The following is a 16,182-nucleotide window of genomic DNA, read 5'->3' as shown; positions in this document are numbered from 1 at the left end:
ATCCCGGAACAAGTCCGGGATGACGGAGAAGGGGAGCGCCGCGACGATGACGAAGCGGCCACATCGCACCTTTCTGTCATGCCGGGCTCGACCCGGCCTCCATCGCGCCGCGAACGCCGCCGGCATTTTGTATGCGCCGCCATGGACCCCGGCGCGAGGCCGGGGTGACGAGGGGAGAGGCCCATCCTCACGCCCCCACCCAGGCGACGAAGCGCTCGCCCTCGCGCCACAGCACGCGCTCGGGTGTCGGCAGCGGCGCGGGCGCGTCGCCGAGGTCAAGCGCGAGCGCCAATAGGGTGCCGTCGCCGAGCCGCCAGCTCGCTTCCACCGCCCACGGCCCGGTCGCCCGTGCGCCGAGCGAGACCGCGCCCTCCAGCCCGGGCACGATCCGCTCCGCCCGCAGCGCGAGCAGGTCGGCATAGAGCGCGCGCCACGCCGCCGCGTGCGGCCCCGGCTCGGGGCGCGAGCGCTCGAACGTGGTCGCCGCATTGGGATCGGGGATGCGCGCGCGCGCCGTCTCGTCGGCGAAGGCGTCGAACTTGGCGAACTCCTTGCGCCGGCCCTCGCGCACCGCGTCGGCCAGCTCGTCGTGAAAGTCGGTGAAGAACAGGAACGGCGTCTCGCTTCCCTCCGCGTCGCCCATGAACAGCAGCGGCACCTGCGGGCACAGCAGCAGCAGCGCGGCGGCGGCGCGCAGCTTGTCGGGCGAGGTCAGCAGCGTCAGCCGCTCGCCCATCGCGCGGTTGCCGATCTGGTCGTGGTTCTGGAGGAAGGCGACAAAGCGCGTCGGCGGCAGCCCCTTGCTCGGCGTGCCGCGCGGCTTGCCGTCGTGGTTGGGCGAGGGATCGCCTTGATAGATGAAGCCCTCCGCCAGGCAGCGCGCCAGCCGCTCGGCGGGGCGATCGGCGAAGTCGCCGTAATAAGCGCTCGTCTCGCCGGTGAGCAGCACGTGGAGGACGTTGTGAAAATCGTCGTTCCACTGCGCGTCATAGCCGCCGTCGTGGAGCCGCGCGGCGTCGTTGCGCTCGTTCTCGAGCACGAGATGGACGTGGCGGCCCGGCAGCGTGGCGCGCAGCTCGGCCGCCATGGCGTCGAGGAAATCGTCGTCGGCGATGGCGTGGACGGCGTCGAAGCGCAGTCCGTCGACGCGATAGTCGCGCAGCCACATCAGCGCATTGTCGACGAAATACTGGGCCACCGGCGGCGCCGACACGTTCACCGCGCCGCCCCAGGGGGTGTGGACGGCCTCGTCGAAGAAGCTCTTGGCGTAGACCCCGAGATAATTCCCGTCCGGGCCGAAGTGGTTGTACACCACGTCGACGAAGACGCTCAGTCCGAGCCCGTGCGCGGCGTCGACCAGGGTGCGCAGCTCGTCAGGCGTGCCATAGGCCTCGTGCAGCGCATAGGGCAGCACACCGTCATAACCCCAGCCGCGCTCGCCGCCATAGGCGCCGAGCGGCATCAGCTCGATCGCGGTGGCGCCGCTCGCAGTGATGTCGGCAAGCCGCCCGGTCACGCCAGCAAAGCCGCCGAGCGCGCCGGCGTGAAGCTCGACGATCACCATCTCGTGCCACGGCCGCCCGCGCCATTGCGGGTGCTGCCAGTCGAAGCAGGTGTCGGTGACGACGCTCCAGCCGTGCACCCCGCCGTCCTGCCGGCGCGACGCCGGATCGGGCACCGCCTGGTCGCCGACGCGGAAGCGGTAGCGCGCGCCCGCGCCGACCGCGCTCTCGACCGCGAACCAGCCGTCCTCCCCCGGCGTCATCGCCACGGGCGCGCCGTCGGCGAGCTCGAGCGTCACTGCCGCGGCGTCGGGCGCCCACAGGCGAAAGCGCGTGCCGCCGCCCTCGATCGACTCGGGACCCCAGGCCATCATGACGGAAACGCGCTCCGCCACGTCAGCAGCACCGCACCCTGCGGCGCCACCTCGTAGCTATCGGCAATCTCGAGCTCGCCCTGCTCGGGCTTGGCGCTGTCGAGCAGCACCACGCGTTGCGTCTGCGGCGCGGGCAACTGGAACGTGATCGGATCGGCGCCCGCGTTGAGCAGCAGTGAGACCGCCTCGACCTCGCCATCCTCGGTACGCGTCGCTCGGCGCATCATCAGAGCGCGGCCTTCGGGATTGTCCCAATCCTCCGGCATCATGCACTCGCCCCGCTCGTTCCACCACTCGACGTCATTGATGCCCTCGCCGGGTGAGTCCTGGCCGTAGAGGAAAGCCGCGGCGCGCAGCACGGGATAGCGCCGGCGCAGCTCGGTGAGCCGTGCGGTGAACTCGATCTGGCGCTGGCCGTCCTCGCTCGCGGCGGCCTCCCAGTCGAGCCAGCTGATCGCATTGTCCTGGCAATAGGCATTGTTGTTGCCCTGCTGCGTGCGCCCGAACTCGTCGCCGGCGACCAGCATTGGCGTGCCGAGCGAGGCGAGCAGGGTGGTCAGCATCGAGCGCATCACGCGGCCGCGCGCGTCGTTGATCGAGGGATCGTCGGTCGGCCCCTCGGCGCCCCAGTTGCGCGAGTAATTCTCCGAATGACCGTCGCGATTGTCCTCGCCATTGGCCTCGTTGTGGCGGCCCTCGTACATCACCGTGTCGGCCAGCGTATAGCCATCGTGCGCGGAAAGGAGGTTGACCGTGGCCCAGGGGCGCCGCGCGCGGCGGTCGAACAGATCGCCCGAGCCCGACAGCCGCGCTGCGAGGTCGCCGCGCTGTGACGGATCGCCGCGCCAGTATTTGCGCACGGTGTCGCGGTATTTGTCGTTCCACTCGGCGAAGCCGGGCGGGAAGTTGCCGAGCTGGTAGCCGCCGGGGCCGACATCCCATGGCTCGGCGATCAGCTTGAGGCGGCCGAGCACCGGATCCTGCCGCAGCACGTCGAAGAAGGCCGCGCCCGGGTCGAAGCCATAATCCTCGCGCCCGAGCGTGAGGCCAAGGTCGAAGCGGAAGCCGTCGATCCCGAAGCTGGTCGCCCAGTAGCGCAGCGAGTCGGCGACCATCTGGATCACGCGCGCCTTGCTCATGTTGAGCGTGTTGCCGGTGCCGGTGTCGTTGATGGTGTAGCGCGGATTGTCCTGCACCAGCCGATAATAGCTGGCGTTGTCGAGCCCGCGCCACGACAGGGTCGGGCCGCGCTCGGACCCCTCGCAGGTGTGGTTGTAGACAACGTCGAGGATCACCTCGATCCCGGCCTTGTGGAGCCGATGCACCGCGCGACGCAGCTCGTCCTGATGGTCCGACGCCATGTACGACTGCTCCGGCGCGAAGAAGCCGAGCGAATTATAGCCCCAGTAATTGCGCAGCCCCTTCTCCTGGAGGAAGCGGTCCTGGGTGAAGCTGTGGATCGGCAGCAGCTCGATCGCGGTGACGCCGATCCGCTGCAGGTGCTTGATCACCGCGGGATGACCGAGCGCGGCATAGGTGCCCCGCTCCCGCGCGGGGACCAGCTCCATCAGCTTGGTCAGCCCCTTGACGTGCGCCTCGTAGATCACCGTCTCGGACCAGGGCGTATTGGGCCGCTGATCGCGCGACCAGTCCCAGTGATCGTCGACCACCATCGCCTTGGGCATGGCGGGGGCGCTGTCACGCTTGTCGAACGACAGGTCCTCGCGGCGATGGCCGATGCGATAGCCGTGGAGCGCGTCGGTCCATTTGATCTGCCCCTGGATGCGGCGCGCATAGGGGTCGAGCAGCAGCTTGTTGGGATTGAAGCGGTGGCCTTCCTCGGGCGCGTAGCGACCGTGCGCACGATAACCGTAGACCAGACCCGGCCCGGCGTCGGGAAGATAGCCGTGCCACACCTCGTCGGTGCACTCGGGCAGGTGGATGCGCTTGAGCTCGCGCTTGCCCGCGGGATCGAAGACGCACAGCTCGATGGCGTCGGCGTTGGCGGAAAACACGGCGAAATTGACGCCGAGGCCGTCAAACGTGGCGCCGAGCGGGTACGGCGATCCCGGCTGGAGCCGGTCCGGCAGGTCTTGCAACTTGGTGCTCCCGACAGGAGAGGGGCCGCGCAGGCGCGCGGCGATCATCGTCTTAGATCTCGCGCCGGGGAAGACCCGCGGCGCGCGTCAGGCGCGCTTGGTACGCGGTCCCGGCCGCTTCGGCGCCGCGCTGGCGTCGGTCGCCTTGGTGTCGGCGCCCACCGTCTTGGGACGGCGACCGCGCGGCGCCTTGCTGGCGGCATTGGTGTCGCCGCTGCTCGGCGCGCTGCCCGAAGGGATGGTGGTGGCCGGAGAGTCGGCGGGCTCGTTGGCGAGCGGCTTGGTCAGCTCGGCGCCGGTCGTCTCATCCCCGGAGGTTACCGCGGGCGTATCGCTGCCGTCCTGCGGCTCGGGCGTGGTGTCGGGCTGTTCGCCGGCAAACTCGCTCTCGGCCTGCTGCCAATGCGTGTCGTGCTTGCCGTGCGGCTCGCCCTCGTCCTGCCACAGCCGATAAGCCCGCTCGCGGATCCGTCCCTCGCGATCGTCCGACATGCCCGTTCCCTTTTTTGCCCGGTTTTCCGCGGCTGTAACTCTCGAGGCGCGGGATCGTCGCAAGCGGGCGGAGAAAATCGTTGCGGGGGATGAGCAATCCTCCCCGGCGCAGAGGGGGACCATGCGCAGCATGGTAGAGGGGGCGCTCCGCGAGCGATGCGCTGTGGGGAGAGCCCCCTCCACCACGACGCTTCGCGTCGCGGTGCCCCTCCCCGCCATGCGGGGAGGATTTAGCTCCTTACGCCTCCGCCAGCGTCGCGTTGTCGATCACGAAGCGGTACTTCACGTCGCTACGCTGCATCCGATCATAGGCTTCGTCGATCTGCTGGATGCGGATCATCTCGATGTCGGCGGTCACCCCTTTCTCGGCGCAGAAGTCGAGCATCTCCTGCGTCTCGGCGATGCCGCCGATCAGCGAGCCCGCGATCGCGCGGCGGCCGAAGACCAGCGTGCCGACGCTGGGCGAGGGGTGGGGGTGCTCGGGCACGCCGACCAGCACCAGCGTGCCGTCGCGCTTGAGCAGCGCAGTGAAGGCATCGAGGTCGTGGCTCGCCGCAACGGTGTTGAGGATCATGTCGAAGCTGCCGGCATGCGCCGCCATCTCCTCGCTGTTGCGCGAGTTGATCACCTCATCAGCGCCGAGCGCGGTCGCGGCGTCGCGCTTCGACTCGGAGGTGGTGAAGGCGACGACGTGCGCGCCCATCGCATGCGCGATCTTGACACCCATATGGCCCAGCCCGCCGATGCCGACCACGCCGACCTTCTTGCCCGGACCGACGTTCCAGTGGCGCAGCGGCGAATAGGTGGTGATGCCGGCGCACAGCAGCGGCGCCACGGCGGCGAGCTGCTCCTCCGGATGGCTGATCTTCAGCACGAACTTGTCCGAGACGGTGATCGCCGCCGAATAGCCGCCGAGCGTGTGGCCGGGTGCGTCCGCGGTGGGGCCGTTGTAGGTGCCGACGAAGCCGCCCCCGGTGCAATATTGCTCCAGCCCCTCGTCGCACGAGGCGCAATGCTGGCAGCTGTCGACCATGCAGCCGACCCCGACCGTGTCGCCCACCTTGAAGCGGGTGACCTCGCCGCCAACCGCGGTGACATGGCCGACGATCTCGTGACCGGGCACGCAGGGGTATAGCGTGCCGGCCCATTCGCCGCGAACCTGGTGAAGGTCGGAGTGGCAGACGCCGCAATAAGCGATCGCAATCTGGACGTCATGCGCCCCCGGCTCGCGGCGGGTGATATCCATCGGCTCGAGCGGCTTGTCGCTCGCCGTGGCGCCATAGGCTTTGGTGGCCATGATTGTTCCCCTTGGTAGACACAGGCGCACCGCCGGGCGCGCAGCTCCCAGATAGGCGCAGCGAGGGGCAGGCGCAGCGCGGCCGGCCTCAACGCAGCGGTGAGAACATCTCAGTGTCAGGCCAGGTCGCTTACCCCAGGGGCCGTCTCTCGCGGATATGGTCGGCGAGCAGTCGCAGCGCGGTCGGCACCTGGCGGCGGCTCGAATAATACAGATGGTAGCCGCCACCGATCGCGGCCCAGGGCTCGAGCACCAGCCGCAGCGTGCCGGCGGCAAGCGCTTCGGCGAACACCGGCTCCGGGCCGTACATCAGTCCGGTGCCGTCGAGCGCGAGCGAGAGCGCCACGTCGGTGTCGTCGACCGTGACCGCGCCCGGCACGTCGAGCGCGAACTCGTCGTCGCCGCTGCCGAACTCCCAATGATAGATGCGGCCTGCGCCCTGGCGCAGTCGGATGCAGCGATGCCGCGCAAGGTCATGCGGCCGCTCGGGTTCGCCGTGGCGATCGAGATAGGCCGGCGCGGCGGCGACGACCCAGCGGAGGTCGCGCGACAGCCGCAGCGCGATCATGTCCTCGGGCACGGTGCCGCCGTAACGGATTCCCGCGTCGAACCCCTCGCCGACGACGTCGACCAGCCGGTTGCTCGCGACGACGTCGACCTCGATGTCGGGATAGCGTTCGACGAACGACGGCAGCACCGGCGCGAGCAGCCGGCGCGCGGCGTCGACCGCGACGTTGAGCCGGATCCGTCCGGTGGGGGTGTCGCGGAATCGGTTGAGTCCCTCTATCGCGACGCCGATCGCGTCGAGCGGCGCGCTGATCGAGTCGCGCAACTGCTCCCCTGCGGCGGTGAGCGTGACGCTGCGATTGGTGCGGTGGAGCAGCCTTACCCCGAGCCGCGCCTCCAGCGCCTTCATCGAGTGGCTGAGCGCGGAGGCGGTGACGCGCAGCTCGATGGCCGCACGCGCGAAGCTGAGATGCCGCGCAATGGCGAGGAAGTAACCGAGATCGGGCAGGTCGCCGCGGCCGTTGGACATGGCGATGCTGTGCGCGGTCGCGCCGCCGCTGGCAACCGGGTGGCCGCGGCGAGGGCTCAGCGGCGGGCGCGCACCAGCGTCACCGCGGCGGTGCCCAGCGCCGTCAGCCCGGCGAGCACCAAGAGGAGCAGGGCAAAGTCCTGTGGTGTCGCCAGCGTCCAAGTCATCAGCGGCCCGATCAGTGCGGGAAGCGTATTGGTCAGGTTGAGCAGCCCGAGGTCACGCCCGCGCCAGCGCGGATCCGGCAGCAACTGGAGCGCGAAGGCCGAATGCAGTGCGAGGAATACCGCCGAGCCCACCGAATAGGTGGCGAAGCCGACCGCCGCCGATGTTGTGTCGCCGGCGAGCGCCATCGCGACCAGACCGGCCACCGCGACGATCCCGGCGCCGACCAGAAAGGGCTGCCGTCGTCCGACCCGGTCGGACCAGCGACCGACCAGCAGCGCCAGCGGCAACGGGATGACGTAGCAGATCGTCAGCAGCGTACCGACCTGGCGTGCGAGCAGGAGCGGGCGCTCGCCCGGGGCGACGCTCTCGAACACGTAAAGCAGGTAGAGCGACAGCGCCGCGTTGGCGAGCTGCATCAGCAGCCGCGCGGCGGCCGCGATCAGCAGGTCGCGCCGCGGCAGGCGCGGCGCGTGTGCGAGCGCCGGCGGAGACGAGGCGGCGGCGCCGCGGAGCAGCAGCAGCGGCAGCAGCGCGAGCGCGACCACCAGCGGGATCAGCGCCAGCCGGGTGGCGTCCGCGATCGTCTCGTCAGACACGAGCAGCGCCGACACGAAGGCGGCCGCGGGGTTGCCGAGCGCGAGCAGTCCGGCAGCTAGCCCCTTGCGCTCGTCGGCGATCTCGTCCGCCATGATCGGCAGCAGCGGCGCGAGCACCGCGTTGATCGCGAGCTGGAAGGCCATGATGGCCAACACGATCGCGGTCGCGCTCTGCGCCGCCGCCACCAGCGCGTAGCTGGCGATGGTGGCGACAAGCCCGCCCGCGATCCAGCGCCGCCTCCCCCCGCCGCGCGCGAGCGAGCGGTCGCTCAGCCAGCCGAACAGCACATTGCCCGCGCTCGCCGCGATAGCGCCGAGGATCGCGGCGAGGCTGAGCAGCGGGATACGCGCCGCCCCCGCCACCGCATGGATCTTGAGCGGCAGCAACAGCGTGAGCAGCGGGAGGTAGCCGATCACGCCGCCGGCATAAGCGAGCGCGAAGGCGAGCAGGAAGACGGTCGGTCGGGCGGGGCGGGAGTGAGCTAGGGGCATGAGCGCGCGCATGATAGGGCCGCGGCGGGGCGATGCCAGCGGCGGCGCGATGATGATGGCGAGCGTGCGCGTGCTTGGCTATGGCGGTGGTAGACGCCGATGCGTTTGGGGGAGGGGCAGACATGGCACGGCGACGCCAGGCGGTGACGATCAAGCATGTCGCGGCAGACGCGGGGGTCTCGCTGCAGACCGTCAGCCGCGTGATCAACAACGAGCCCAACGTGCGCCCGGCGATGGCGGAGCGGGTGCGCGAGGCGATCACCCGGCTCGGCTATGTGCCTTCGCTGGCGGCACAGCGCATGGGCGGGTCGCGCAGCTATCTGATCCTTGCGCTCAACGACCGCGACCGCACCATCGCCGACTGGTGCGCCCGGCAGGGCACCGACTGGGTCGACCAGATGCTGCTCGGCGGCATGCTGACCTGCGCGCGCCACGGTTACCGTATGCTGCTCGAGCTGGTCGACACGCACAGCGACCGGATCGAGCGCGAGCTGGCCGCGACGATCGCGGCGCTCCAGCCCGACGGCGTGATCCTCACCCCGCCGCACTCGGACAATCCGCTGATCGCCGAACTGCTCGATCGCCACGACATCGCCTTCGCGCGGATCGGTGCGCAGAACGGCGGCACCGGGCTCGCGCTGTCGATGGCGGACGAAGCGAGCGCGCGGCGCGCCACCGAGCATCTGCTCGGGCTCGGGCATCGCCGCATCGGCTTCATCGCCGGGCCGGCGGACTATGCGGTGAGCGCGCAGCGCACCGATGGCTGGCGCGCGGCGATGACGGCGGCGGGCGCGTCGGACGGCGGCCTGATCGCGCTCGGCGACTTCGGCTTCCAGAGCGGGGTGGCGGCGGCGCTCGACCTGCTCGACGCCGCAGTGCCGCCCACCGCGATCCTCGCCAGCAGCGACCAGATGGCGCTCGGCGCGCTCGCGGCGGCGCGCGACCGCGGCCTGGTCGTGCCCGACGATCTGTCGGTCGTGGGATTCGACGACACGCCGATCGCGCGCTTTTCGCACCCGCCGCTCACCGCGATGGAGCAGCCGATCGCGGCGGTGACCGCGCGCGCGGTCGAGCTGATCATCGCGCAGCTCAACGGACGCTCGCGCCCCGCGGCGCCGGTGGTGATCGCGGGCGATCTGAAGGTGCGCGCCTCGACCGCGCCGCCGCGGGGGTGAGGAGCAGGGCTGGGGCGTTGTGGCCACCCGTTACGCCGGTTTCTGCTGTAGCGGCGCCATATGTCGAGTGGGCTGCCTGCGCGTCGTAGGTGCGGGCTCGCGGAGGACCGAGGAAAGGCAGAAGCGTTTTGCCGCGCCGTTCAGGCCGCCTCGCGCCGCCGATCCCACTCGTGCAGCAGCACCGCCGCGGCCTCGGGCTCGACCGGCGGCGAGAACAGATAGCCCTGCGCGAAGTCGCACCCGATCCGCAGCAGCGCCTCCCGCTGCGCCTCGGTCTCGACCCCCTCGGCGACGCAGTCCAGCGCGAGCGACCGGCACATCGCCACGACCGCCGCCACCACCGCCCAGCCGCGCGCCGCCTCGACGTCGGCGAGGAAGCTGCGGTCGATCTTGACCTTGTCGAGCGGGAGCTGGTGCAGGTTGCTGAGGCTCGAATAGCCCGTGCCGAAATCGTCGAGCGCCACCTTGATGCCGCGCGCACGCAGCTGCGCCAGCGCACGGGCCGCGGCGGGCGGGTCGCGCATCACCGCGGTCTCGGTCACTTCGATCCAGATCCGCTCGGGCGCGATGCCCGAGGCGGCGATCTCGCGCTCGATGCTGACCATCGTCGCGGGAGAGTGGAGGTCGCGCGCCGACAGATTGAACGACAGTGCCAGCTCGGCCGGGAGCGCGCGGGCCGCGGCGAGTCCCTTGCGGAACACCGCCAAGGTGATGTCGTGGATCAGCAGCGAGCGCTCCGCGATGGCGATGAACTCGGCCGGCGGCACCTCGCCGACCAGCGGGCCGTGCCAGCGCGCGAGCCACTCCACCGCGGTGATCGTGCCGGTCGCCGCGGCGACGATCGGCTGCGCCACCACGCGCAGCTCGTCCTCGAGCGCGCTGGCCTGGAGCGCGGCCTCGATCGCGCGATCGGTACGGATCGCGCGCGCCATGTCGGGGGTGAAGACGCAGGTGCCGCCGCCATTGATCCGCTTGGCGTAATAGAGTGCATAATCCGCGCAATCGAACAGCTCGTTGGCGCTCTCGCTATCGTCCGACAGCATGAGCCCGAGCGAACCGCCGACCGCCACGCGCAGCTCGCCGACGCTGAACGGCGCGGCGATGCTCTGGCAGAGCCACTGGGCGGCGGTGACCGCCTCGTCGCGCGCGCCTACCGTCAGCAACCCGAACTCGTCGCCCCCAAGCCGGTAGATCGTGGTCGACAATCCCGCGATCGCGCGCATCCGACGTGCCAGTTCGACCAGCAGCAGATCGCCCACATGGTGGCCGTACGTGTCGTTGACCGGCTTGAAGCGGTCGAGGTCGAGCAGCCCGACCGCGAAGGTGGCGCCATCGTCGGACGCGGCGAGCAGGTCGAGATCGTGGTGGAACTGGCGGCGGTTGGGGAGCCCGGTGAGACTGTCGGTGCGCGCCAGCCGCCCGTTCTCCGCGTTGAGCCGCACCAGCTCGGCATGCTGATGCTCGAGCGCGGCGCGCGCCGCGACCTGGCCGCGGAAATAATCGAAGCTGTTGAACAGCACGCGGAGCAGCACCGTGACGACCAGCGCGACGTTGATCGCGATCACCGCAAACATCATCTCGTCGTTCGTTAGGCAAGCGGCGACGAATGGCGGCACCACCATGATCGCCACCAACAGCGCCGCCTGCGGCAGCGACATGAGGCAGAACAGGCAGCCCATCACCGTGGTGGAGAGATAGACCGCGGCATGGGTCTGCTGGGCCGGGCCGCCGTAGCGCATCAGCATCAGCGACCACATCATATAGGCGGTCGCGATCGGGCCGGCGGCCGCGGTGATCGTGCGCAGCTGCCGCCGCGCCAGCGCAGGCGAGGGCGTCGCCCGTCGCCGCGCCGCGCCGATCCATCGCAGCAAACGTGTGAGCGTGATCAGGAACAGGATCGCGGGCACGGTGACGGTCAGCACCGCCGGCGCGCTGTGGCGGTGCGTCGCTGCCACTGCCAGCGAATTGATCAGCAGCAGTCCGTAGAGCAGCGGCACCTGGCGGTAGAGGTTCGTTGCCTGCGCGATCGCCAACCGAGGATCGTCCCCGATCCCGGCGTACCAACGGTACAGCCGCCTCACCATCCCACGTCCCCTTTCGCGCTCGAGCGCGACCCCGGGCGCGATCATACGGCGCAGGAGCTTTCAAGACACTAACCTGGAGGCTGTCGTTCGTTCCCGTTGGGCGGTGGCGCGACCAGTTCCAGCCGCTGTGGCACGGTGCCGAGCTCGATCGACTCGGCGCGGAACCGGCGCAGCAGCACGGTGAAGATCGCGCTGCGTGCGCCGTAGGCCGCGCGCGGCGACGCGACATGCGCGAAACAGTTGAAGAAGATCCGCCCGTCCGTGATCGAATCGATGAAGATCGCCGGGGCGGGATCGTCGAGGATCGCGGTCTCGTCGGCGAACGCCTGCGCGACGATCGCGCGCACCGCGTCGGCATCGCTGCCCAGCGGCACCGAAAATTGGATCTGGATGCGGCCGAGCGGATTGGCGAGAGTCTTGTTGAGCACCGACTTGGTGATCAGCTCCGAGTTGGGGACGATCAGCGTGCTGTGGTCCGCCAGCGCGATCTCGGTCGAGCGCACACTGATGCGCTTGACGTCGCCCTCATCGGTGCCGACGCGGATCCAGTCGCCGATCTTGATCGGCCGCTCCGCCAGCAGGATCAGGCCGGACACGAAGTTCGAGGTGATCGCCTGCAAGCCGAAACCGATACCGACCGACAGGGCGGAGAGCAGCAACGCGATCCGCTCCACGCCGATGCCGAGCGACGCCAGCGCCCAGATCACCGCGAGCGCGACGCCGACATAGCGCGCGACGAGGCTGACCGAGTTGCGCCCCGACCCGTCAAGATCGGTGGCGGGCAGGTAGCGCTGCTCGAGCCAGCGCATGAAGGCGCGCACCAGCGCCAGCCCGATGAGCAGCACCACCACGCCGCGCAGGATCGCGCCCGGCGAAATCGCGATGCCGCCGATCTGGACGCCCTGCGCCAGCGTGCCGAGCCGGGTGAGCAGCGCGCCGATGCCGTTGCCGCCGTTGAACGGCGAGAACAGCAGCCCGAACGCGGTAAGCCCGAGCAGCACGCGCAGCACGCCCGAGGCGAGGACGCCGAACTGTTCGATCAGCGCACCGCGAACGCCGAGCCCGCGTGAGAGCGTCCGCCCGAAGCCCGCGTCGCGCGCGAACACCGTGGTGGCGACGTCATCGATCGCCGCCATCAGGAGGAAGGTGGCGCTGCCGAGCACCAGACCCCAGGCGACGATCTGCACCGCGAAGCGCGCCAGACCGAGATAGCCGAGCAGCAGCGCGATCGTGGCTACCAGGACGACGATCCACGCGACCAGCGCGGCGGCGCCCAGCCCGGCGCGCGCCGGCGCCTCCGCGTCCTCGTCACGGGTGGCGCGCAGGCGGCCGAGCGCCACCAGCGCCGCGGCGAGCAGCGCGAGGTGGATCAGCGCCTCGATCGCCTGGGTCGCGCTCAACGCCGCGGCGCTGGCGCCCACTGCCGCGTTGAAGCTCTCCACCATGATCGCGAAGAAGGCGACCGCGGCGAGCAGCCAGCTGAACGGCCGCAGCCGGTGCGAGACGTCATCGGCGATCGGCGCGACGCGCCAGCTCGGCTGGTTGCGCATCAGCAGCGCGCCGGTGACCGCGGCGGTGAAGCCGGCGAAGGTGGCGGCGACGGTGAAGGCGTCGACCAGCGGGCTCCACGCCGCCGGCACCAGCCCGGACCAGCGCAGCCCCTGGGTTAGCGCGAAGCTGGCGAGCAGCGGGGTCAGCGTCCCCACCAGCACGCGCCAGATCGCGTTGCCGGAGCGGCGCACGCGGTGCCCGGGCGCGTCGTCGATCAGGAAGCGCAGCCCGACCCGCTGCGCCGCCGCGCGTGCCGGCCCCATGATCGTCAGCGCGAGCAGCAAGCCGAGCAGCGCGGGCCAGGGCAAGGTGCCACGCCAGCCCGCGGCGAGCTGGTGGCTGCCCTGCGCGACGAAGCTGCTGATGCGGCGCAGGTCGCGCGGCGCCGACTGGAGCACCGCGCTCCAGAAGGCGGGCGAGAGCGGGGAGGGGACGTGCGCCGCGATCGTCTGGCTGAACTGCTCCGCCTCGCTCTGGTTGATCTCGTCGACGAGCTGCTGCGCCTCCACCGCGATCAACCGCCCGCGCTTGCTGTTCGAGTCGATCGCGGTGCGCTGACGCGCGAGCCGGGCGCGCTGCGCCGCGAGGTCGGGCGCCTCGCTGGCGCTGGCGGGACCGAGTTGCGCGGCGCGCGCATCGATCAATGCGAGCTGATCGGCGAGCTGGTCGGCAGCGGCGGCGGCGTCCTCGCGCGCGGCGTTGACCCGGTCGCGCAGCGCGTCGCGCGTCTCGCGGTCGAGCGACTGGTTGAGTGCACCGTCGACGGCGTGGACCTCACGCTCGGCCTTGATCAGCCGCGCCGTGGCGGTGGTAATCGGATCGGCCTGCGCCAGCGCGGCGGCAGGGACGAGCCATAGCGTCAGCGCCAGCAGCGAGAGCATGGCCGCGCGGGCACAGTCGGACAGCGAGCACCGTATCATCGCTCGGCCGTTAGCAGAGCAGGCCGGCGTGCGGCCAGCCGCGTGGCCGGTGAGCGGCGCCGAGGGCGTGCGTACGGATGCGCCGCGACGGGTGCGACGCCGCCGCAAAGTGAAACGGGACCGGCCGAAGCCGATCCCGTCTCCCTCATCGCAGTCAAGCGAGGACGCGCGCCGCGGGTCAGACCGCGCTGGTGCCGACCTGCTCCTTCTGCGCCATGCCGTCCGGCCGCGCCGCGCCGAGATCGGGTTCGCCGCCCATCGGCTCGTTGCGGAACACGGTGAACTCGCCGCGCCCGTCGATCGACGGCCCGCTGGTCCAGCGTCCCTCGGGGTAGGTGCCGTCGAGCGAGGTCACGAAGAAGTCGTAATTGTGCTCCTGATCCTCCTGCTCCTGAGGGAAGGAATTGGGGATGGGCAACTGGGTAGCGGCGCCGCCCAGCTCCTCGATCACCGCAAGCCATTGCTCCTGGTGCATCGTGTCGCGCGCGATCATGAAGTGGAGCATCTTCTTCATGCCCTCGTCATGCGCGGCATTGTACAGCCGCGTCGCGAGCACGCGACCGGTGCTCTCCGCGGCGACGTTGCAATACATGTCGGCGGCGACGTTGCCGCTGGCATAGATGTGGCTCATGTTGAACGGGACGCCGTCCGAGTCCACCGGCATCGCGGCAAGGCCGGTGGAGAGCAGGTTCTTGTGGATCAGCCCCTCGATGACGTGGCGCGGGCGCTCGCCGCCCATCACCGCGCCGACGATCCCGTCCGCCGCGCCTTCTTCCTGCAAGCTGGCCGGCGCCTTGTCGAGGTTGAGCGCCACGGCGGTGGCGAGCATTTCGATATGGCCGATCTCCTCGGTCGCGGTGTGGAGCAGCATGTCGCGATATTTCGGGTTGGGCGCGCGGTTGCCCCAGGCCTGGAAGAAATATTGCATGCAGACGCGGATCTCGCCTTCGACGCCGCCGATCGCCTGCTGGAGCATCCGCGCGAACGCCGGATCGGGCTTGGTGACCTGCACCGGATATTGCAGCCGCTTGTCGTGATAATACATCGCTCGTCCTCGTTTCGATGAACCCGCCCCGATCCATCGCCAACGGCTCAGCGCAACGGAAGTTTACTAGCTTGGATTAGTAAAGCGACCATTTTGCAGCAACTTGGGTCAAGTTTGACGCGCCCGGCAGGAGGTCGCCGAACGCGTCTCCTTCTCACAGGAAGGGGCGGCCGCCCGTTACCGCGATGGTGGCGCCCAGCACGTAGCTCGCCTCGTCGCTGGCGAGGAACACATAAGCGGGGGCGAGTTCGGCGGGTTGCGCGGCGCGCCCGATCGGCGTGTTCTCGCCGAAGCTCGTCACCTTCTCCGGCGGCATCGTCGAGGGGATCAGCGGAGTCCACACCGGTCCCGGTGCGACCGCATTGACGCGGATGCGGCGCTTGGCGAGCATCTGGCCCAGCCCGGCGGTAAAATTGTGGATCGCGCCCTTGGTGGTGGCGTAAGCGAGCAGCTGCTCGCTCGGCTGGTCGGCATTGATCGAGGTGGTGTTGATGATCGACGATCCCTCGCGCATATGCGGCACCGCCGCCTTGGACAGATAGAACATCGCGTGGATGTTGGTGGCGAAGGTGAGCTGCCACTCCTCGTCGGTTATGTCTTCCAGCGCCGCGAAGGTGGCCTGGTGTGCTGCATTGTTGACGAGCACGTCGAGCCGGCCGAACGCCTCCACCGCGCGCTCGATCACCGCCCGGGCATGCGCCGGATCGCTGATGTCGCCGGGCACGAGCAATGCGGTGCGCCCGGCCTCCTCCACCAGCCGCTGGGTCTCGCGGGCGTCCTCGTCTTCGTTGAGATAGGAGATCAGCACGTCGGCGCCCTCTCGCGCGAAGGCGAGCGCCACCGCACGGCCGATCCCGCTGTCACCCCCGGTGACGATGGTTTTCTTGTCGGTGAGCCGGCCGTGGCCGACATAGCTGTGCTCGCCGTGATCGGGGCGCGGGCTCATCGCCTCTGTGGTGCCGGGCATCGACTGTTGCTGTTCGGGGTAGGGCGGTGTGGGATAGTTGGTCATGGCGGGGATCTCCATTCTTGGTCGGGTTTCCAACCGATCAGGTCAGGCGCCACGTTCCGATGACTGACGTGAATCAGCCAGTATTCCCGCGGGATGACGCGCGCGACGAAGTGAAACCGATCCGCCAAAAAACTGTCATCGAATCGCTTGACCGGTGCGAGAGTGGTCCATATATGCCGCTTCACCGGACGGGGGGTGCTGCTGAGGCGGTGCTTCTGGGTCGGTCGCCAGATAGGATGGACACTGTTCTCCCCGATTGGAAGATGGGGGAGGGTGTGGTGTCCGGTTTCTTCGTCGGCGGCTCTTTGACATTGTAGGTTAAGATGAAGGGACATGTGG

The 16,182-nt window shown here is 69.8% G+C and carries 11 protein-coding genes; 1 reads left to right on the top strand and 10 read right to left on the bottom strand.

Features of this window, described 5'->3' with window-relative positions; all coding sequences use genetic code 11:
- Positions 1-187 precede the first annotated feature (187 nt).
- The 6 genes from treZ to ACMGDM_RS19705 form a co-directional block, all read right to left on the bottom strand.
- The gene (gene treZ, locus ACMGDM_RS19730; RefSeq protein ID WP_436805845.1) at positions 188-1,876 is read right to left on the bottom strand and encodes a malto-oligosyltrehalose trehalohydrolase; all 1,689 of its coding nucleotides are present in this window, start codon (positions 1,874-1,876) and stop codon (positions 188-190) included.
- On the bottom strand, positions 1,873-4,023 hold the full coding sequence (gene glgX / locus ACMGDM_RS19725) for a glycogen debranching protein GlgX (protein WP_436805844.1): 2,151 nt from the start codon (positions 4,021-4,023) through the stop codon (positions 1,873-1,875). The genes treZ and glgX overlap by 4 nt, the downstream gene beginning before the upstream one ends.
- Before the next feature lie 39 nt (positions 4,024-4,062).
- The gene (locus tag ACMGDM_RS19720; protein WP_436805843.1) at positions 4,063-4,467 is read right to left on the bottom strand and encodes a DUF2934 domain-containing protein; all 405 of its coding nucleotides are present in this window, start codon (positions 4,465-4,467) and stop codon (positions 4,063-4,065) included.
- Between the two features lie 238 nt (positions 4,468-4,705).
- On the bottom strand, positions 4,706-5,764 hold the full coding sequence (locus ACMGDM_RS19715; protein WP_436805842.1) for an NAD(P)-dependent alcohol dehydrogenase: 1,059 nt from the start codon (positions 5,762-5,764) through the stop codon (positions 4,706-4,708).
- Positions 5,765-5,894: 130 nt separating this feature from the next.
- Positions 5,895-6,800: a LysR family transcriptional regulator gene (locus tag ACMGDM_RS19710; protein ID WP_436805841.1), complete on the bottom strand. Its 906-nt coding sequence runs from the start codon at positions 6,798-6,800 to the stop codon at positions 5,895-5,897.
- Positions 6,801-6,856: 56 nt separating this feature from the next.
- Positions 6,857-8,056, bottom strand: coding sequence for an MFS transporter (locus ACMGDM_RS19705; RefSeq protein WP_436805840.1), 1,200 nt, complete (start codon positions 8,054-8,056; stop codon positions 6,857-6,859).
- A 122-nt stretch (positions 8,057-8,178) separates the two neighbouring features.
- On the opposite strand from ACMGDM_RS19705, the gene ACMGDM_RS19700 reads away from it, so the two are divergent.
- Positions 8,179-9,231, top strand: a complete 1,053-nt coding sequence (locus tag ACMGDM_RS19700) for a LacI family DNA-binding transcriptional regulator (protein WP_436805839.1) — start codon at positions 8,179-8,181, stop codon at positions 9,229-9,231.
- Positions 9,232-9,371: 140 nt separating this feature from the next.
- On the opposite strand, the gene ACMGDM_RS19695 is transcribed toward ACMGDM_RS19700, so the two are convergent.
- The 4 genes from ACMGDM_RS19695 to ACMGDM_RS19680 all read right to left on the bottom strand — a co-directional run bounded on the left by ACMGDM_RS19695 (position 9,372) and on the right by ACMGDM_RS19680 (position 15,843).
- Complete coding sequence (locus tag ACMGDM_RS19695; protein ID WP_436805838.1) at positions 9,372-11,315, bottom strand: putative bifunctional diguanylate cyclase/phosphodiesterase; 1,944 nt, start codon at positions 11,313-11,315, stop codon at positions 9,372-9,374.
- 68 nt (positions 11,316-11,383) lie between these two features.
- The gene (locus ACMGDM_RS19690; RefSeq protein ID WP_436805837.1) at positions 11,384-13,747 is read right to left on the bottom strand and encodes a DUF3772 domain-containing protein; all 2,364 of its coding nucleotides are present in this window, start codon (positions 13,745-13,747) and stop codon (positions 11,384-11,386) included.
- Between the two features lie 217 nt (positions 13,748-13,964).
- Positions 13,965-14,831, bottom strand: a complete 867-nt coding sequence (locus tag ACMGDM_RS19685) for a manganese catalase family protein (RefSeq protein WP_436805836.1) — start codon at positions 14,829-14,831, stop codon at positions 13,965-13,967.
- Positions 14,832-14,985: 154 nt separating this feature from the next.
- Complete coding sequence (locus ACMGDM_RS19680) at positions 14,986-15,843, bottom strand: glucose 1-dehydrogenase (RefSeq protein ID WP_436805835.1); 858 nt, start codon at positions 15,841-15,843, stop codon at positions 14,986-14,988.
- Between the last annotated feature and the right edge of the window lie 339 nt (positions 15,844-16,182).

The organism is Sphingomonas larreae (genome assembly GCF_051400595.1).
Taxonomy (GTDB): domain Bacteria; phylum Pseudomonadota; class Alphaproteobacteria; order Sphingomonadales; family Sphingomonadaceae; genus Sphingomonas.
The sequence above is the reverse complement of the archived record's forward strand: the minus strand, read 5'-3'. Positions and strand labels throughout refer to the sequence as shown.

Coding starts and splice junctions, on each gene's coding strand:
- ACMGDM_RS19695 (WP_436805838.1), bottom strand. CDS start 11,315: ATGGTGAGGCGGCTGTACCGTTGGTACGCCGGGATCGGGGACGATCCT.
- treZ (WP_436805845.1), bottom strand. CDS start 1,876: ATGATGGCCTGGGGTCCCGAGTCGATCGAGGGCGGCGGCACGCGCTTT.
- ACMGDM_RS19690 (WP_436805837.1), bottom strand. CDS start 13,747: ATGCTCTCGCTGCTGGCGCTGACGCTATGGCTCGTCCCTGCCGCCGCG.
- ACMGDM_RS19720 (WP_436805843.1), bottom strand. CDS start 4,467: ATGTCGGACGATCGCGAGGGACGGATCCGCGAGCGGGCTTATCGGCTG.
- ACMGDM_RS19710 (WP_436805841.1), bottom strand. CDS start 6,800: ATGTCCAACGGCCGCGGCGACCTGCCCGATCTCGGTTACTTCCTCGCC.
- ACMGDM_RS19700 (WP_436805839.1), top strand. CDS start 8,179: ATGGCACGGCGACGCCAGGCGGTGACGATCAAGCATGTCGCGGCAGAC.
- ACMGDM_RS19715 (WP_436805842.1), bottom strand. CDS start 5,764: ATGGCCACCAAAGCCTATGGCGCCACGGCGAGCGACAAGCCGCTCGAG.
- glgX (WP_436805844.1), bottom strand. CDS start 4,023: ATGATCGCCGCGCGCCTGCGCGGCCCCTCTCCTGTCGGGAGCACCAAG.
- ACMGDM_RS19685 (WP_436805836.1), bottom strand. CDS start 14,831: ATGTATTATCACGACAAGCGGCTGCAATATCCGGTGCAGGTCACCAAG.
- ACMGDM_RS19705 (WP_436805840.1), bottom strand. CDS start 8,056: ATGCCCCTAGCTCACTCCCGCCCCGCCCGACCGACCGTCTTCCTGCTC.
- ACMGDM_RS19680 (WP_436805835.1), bottom strand. CDS start 15,843: ATGACCAACTATCCCACACCGCCCTACCCCGAACAGCAACAGTCGATG.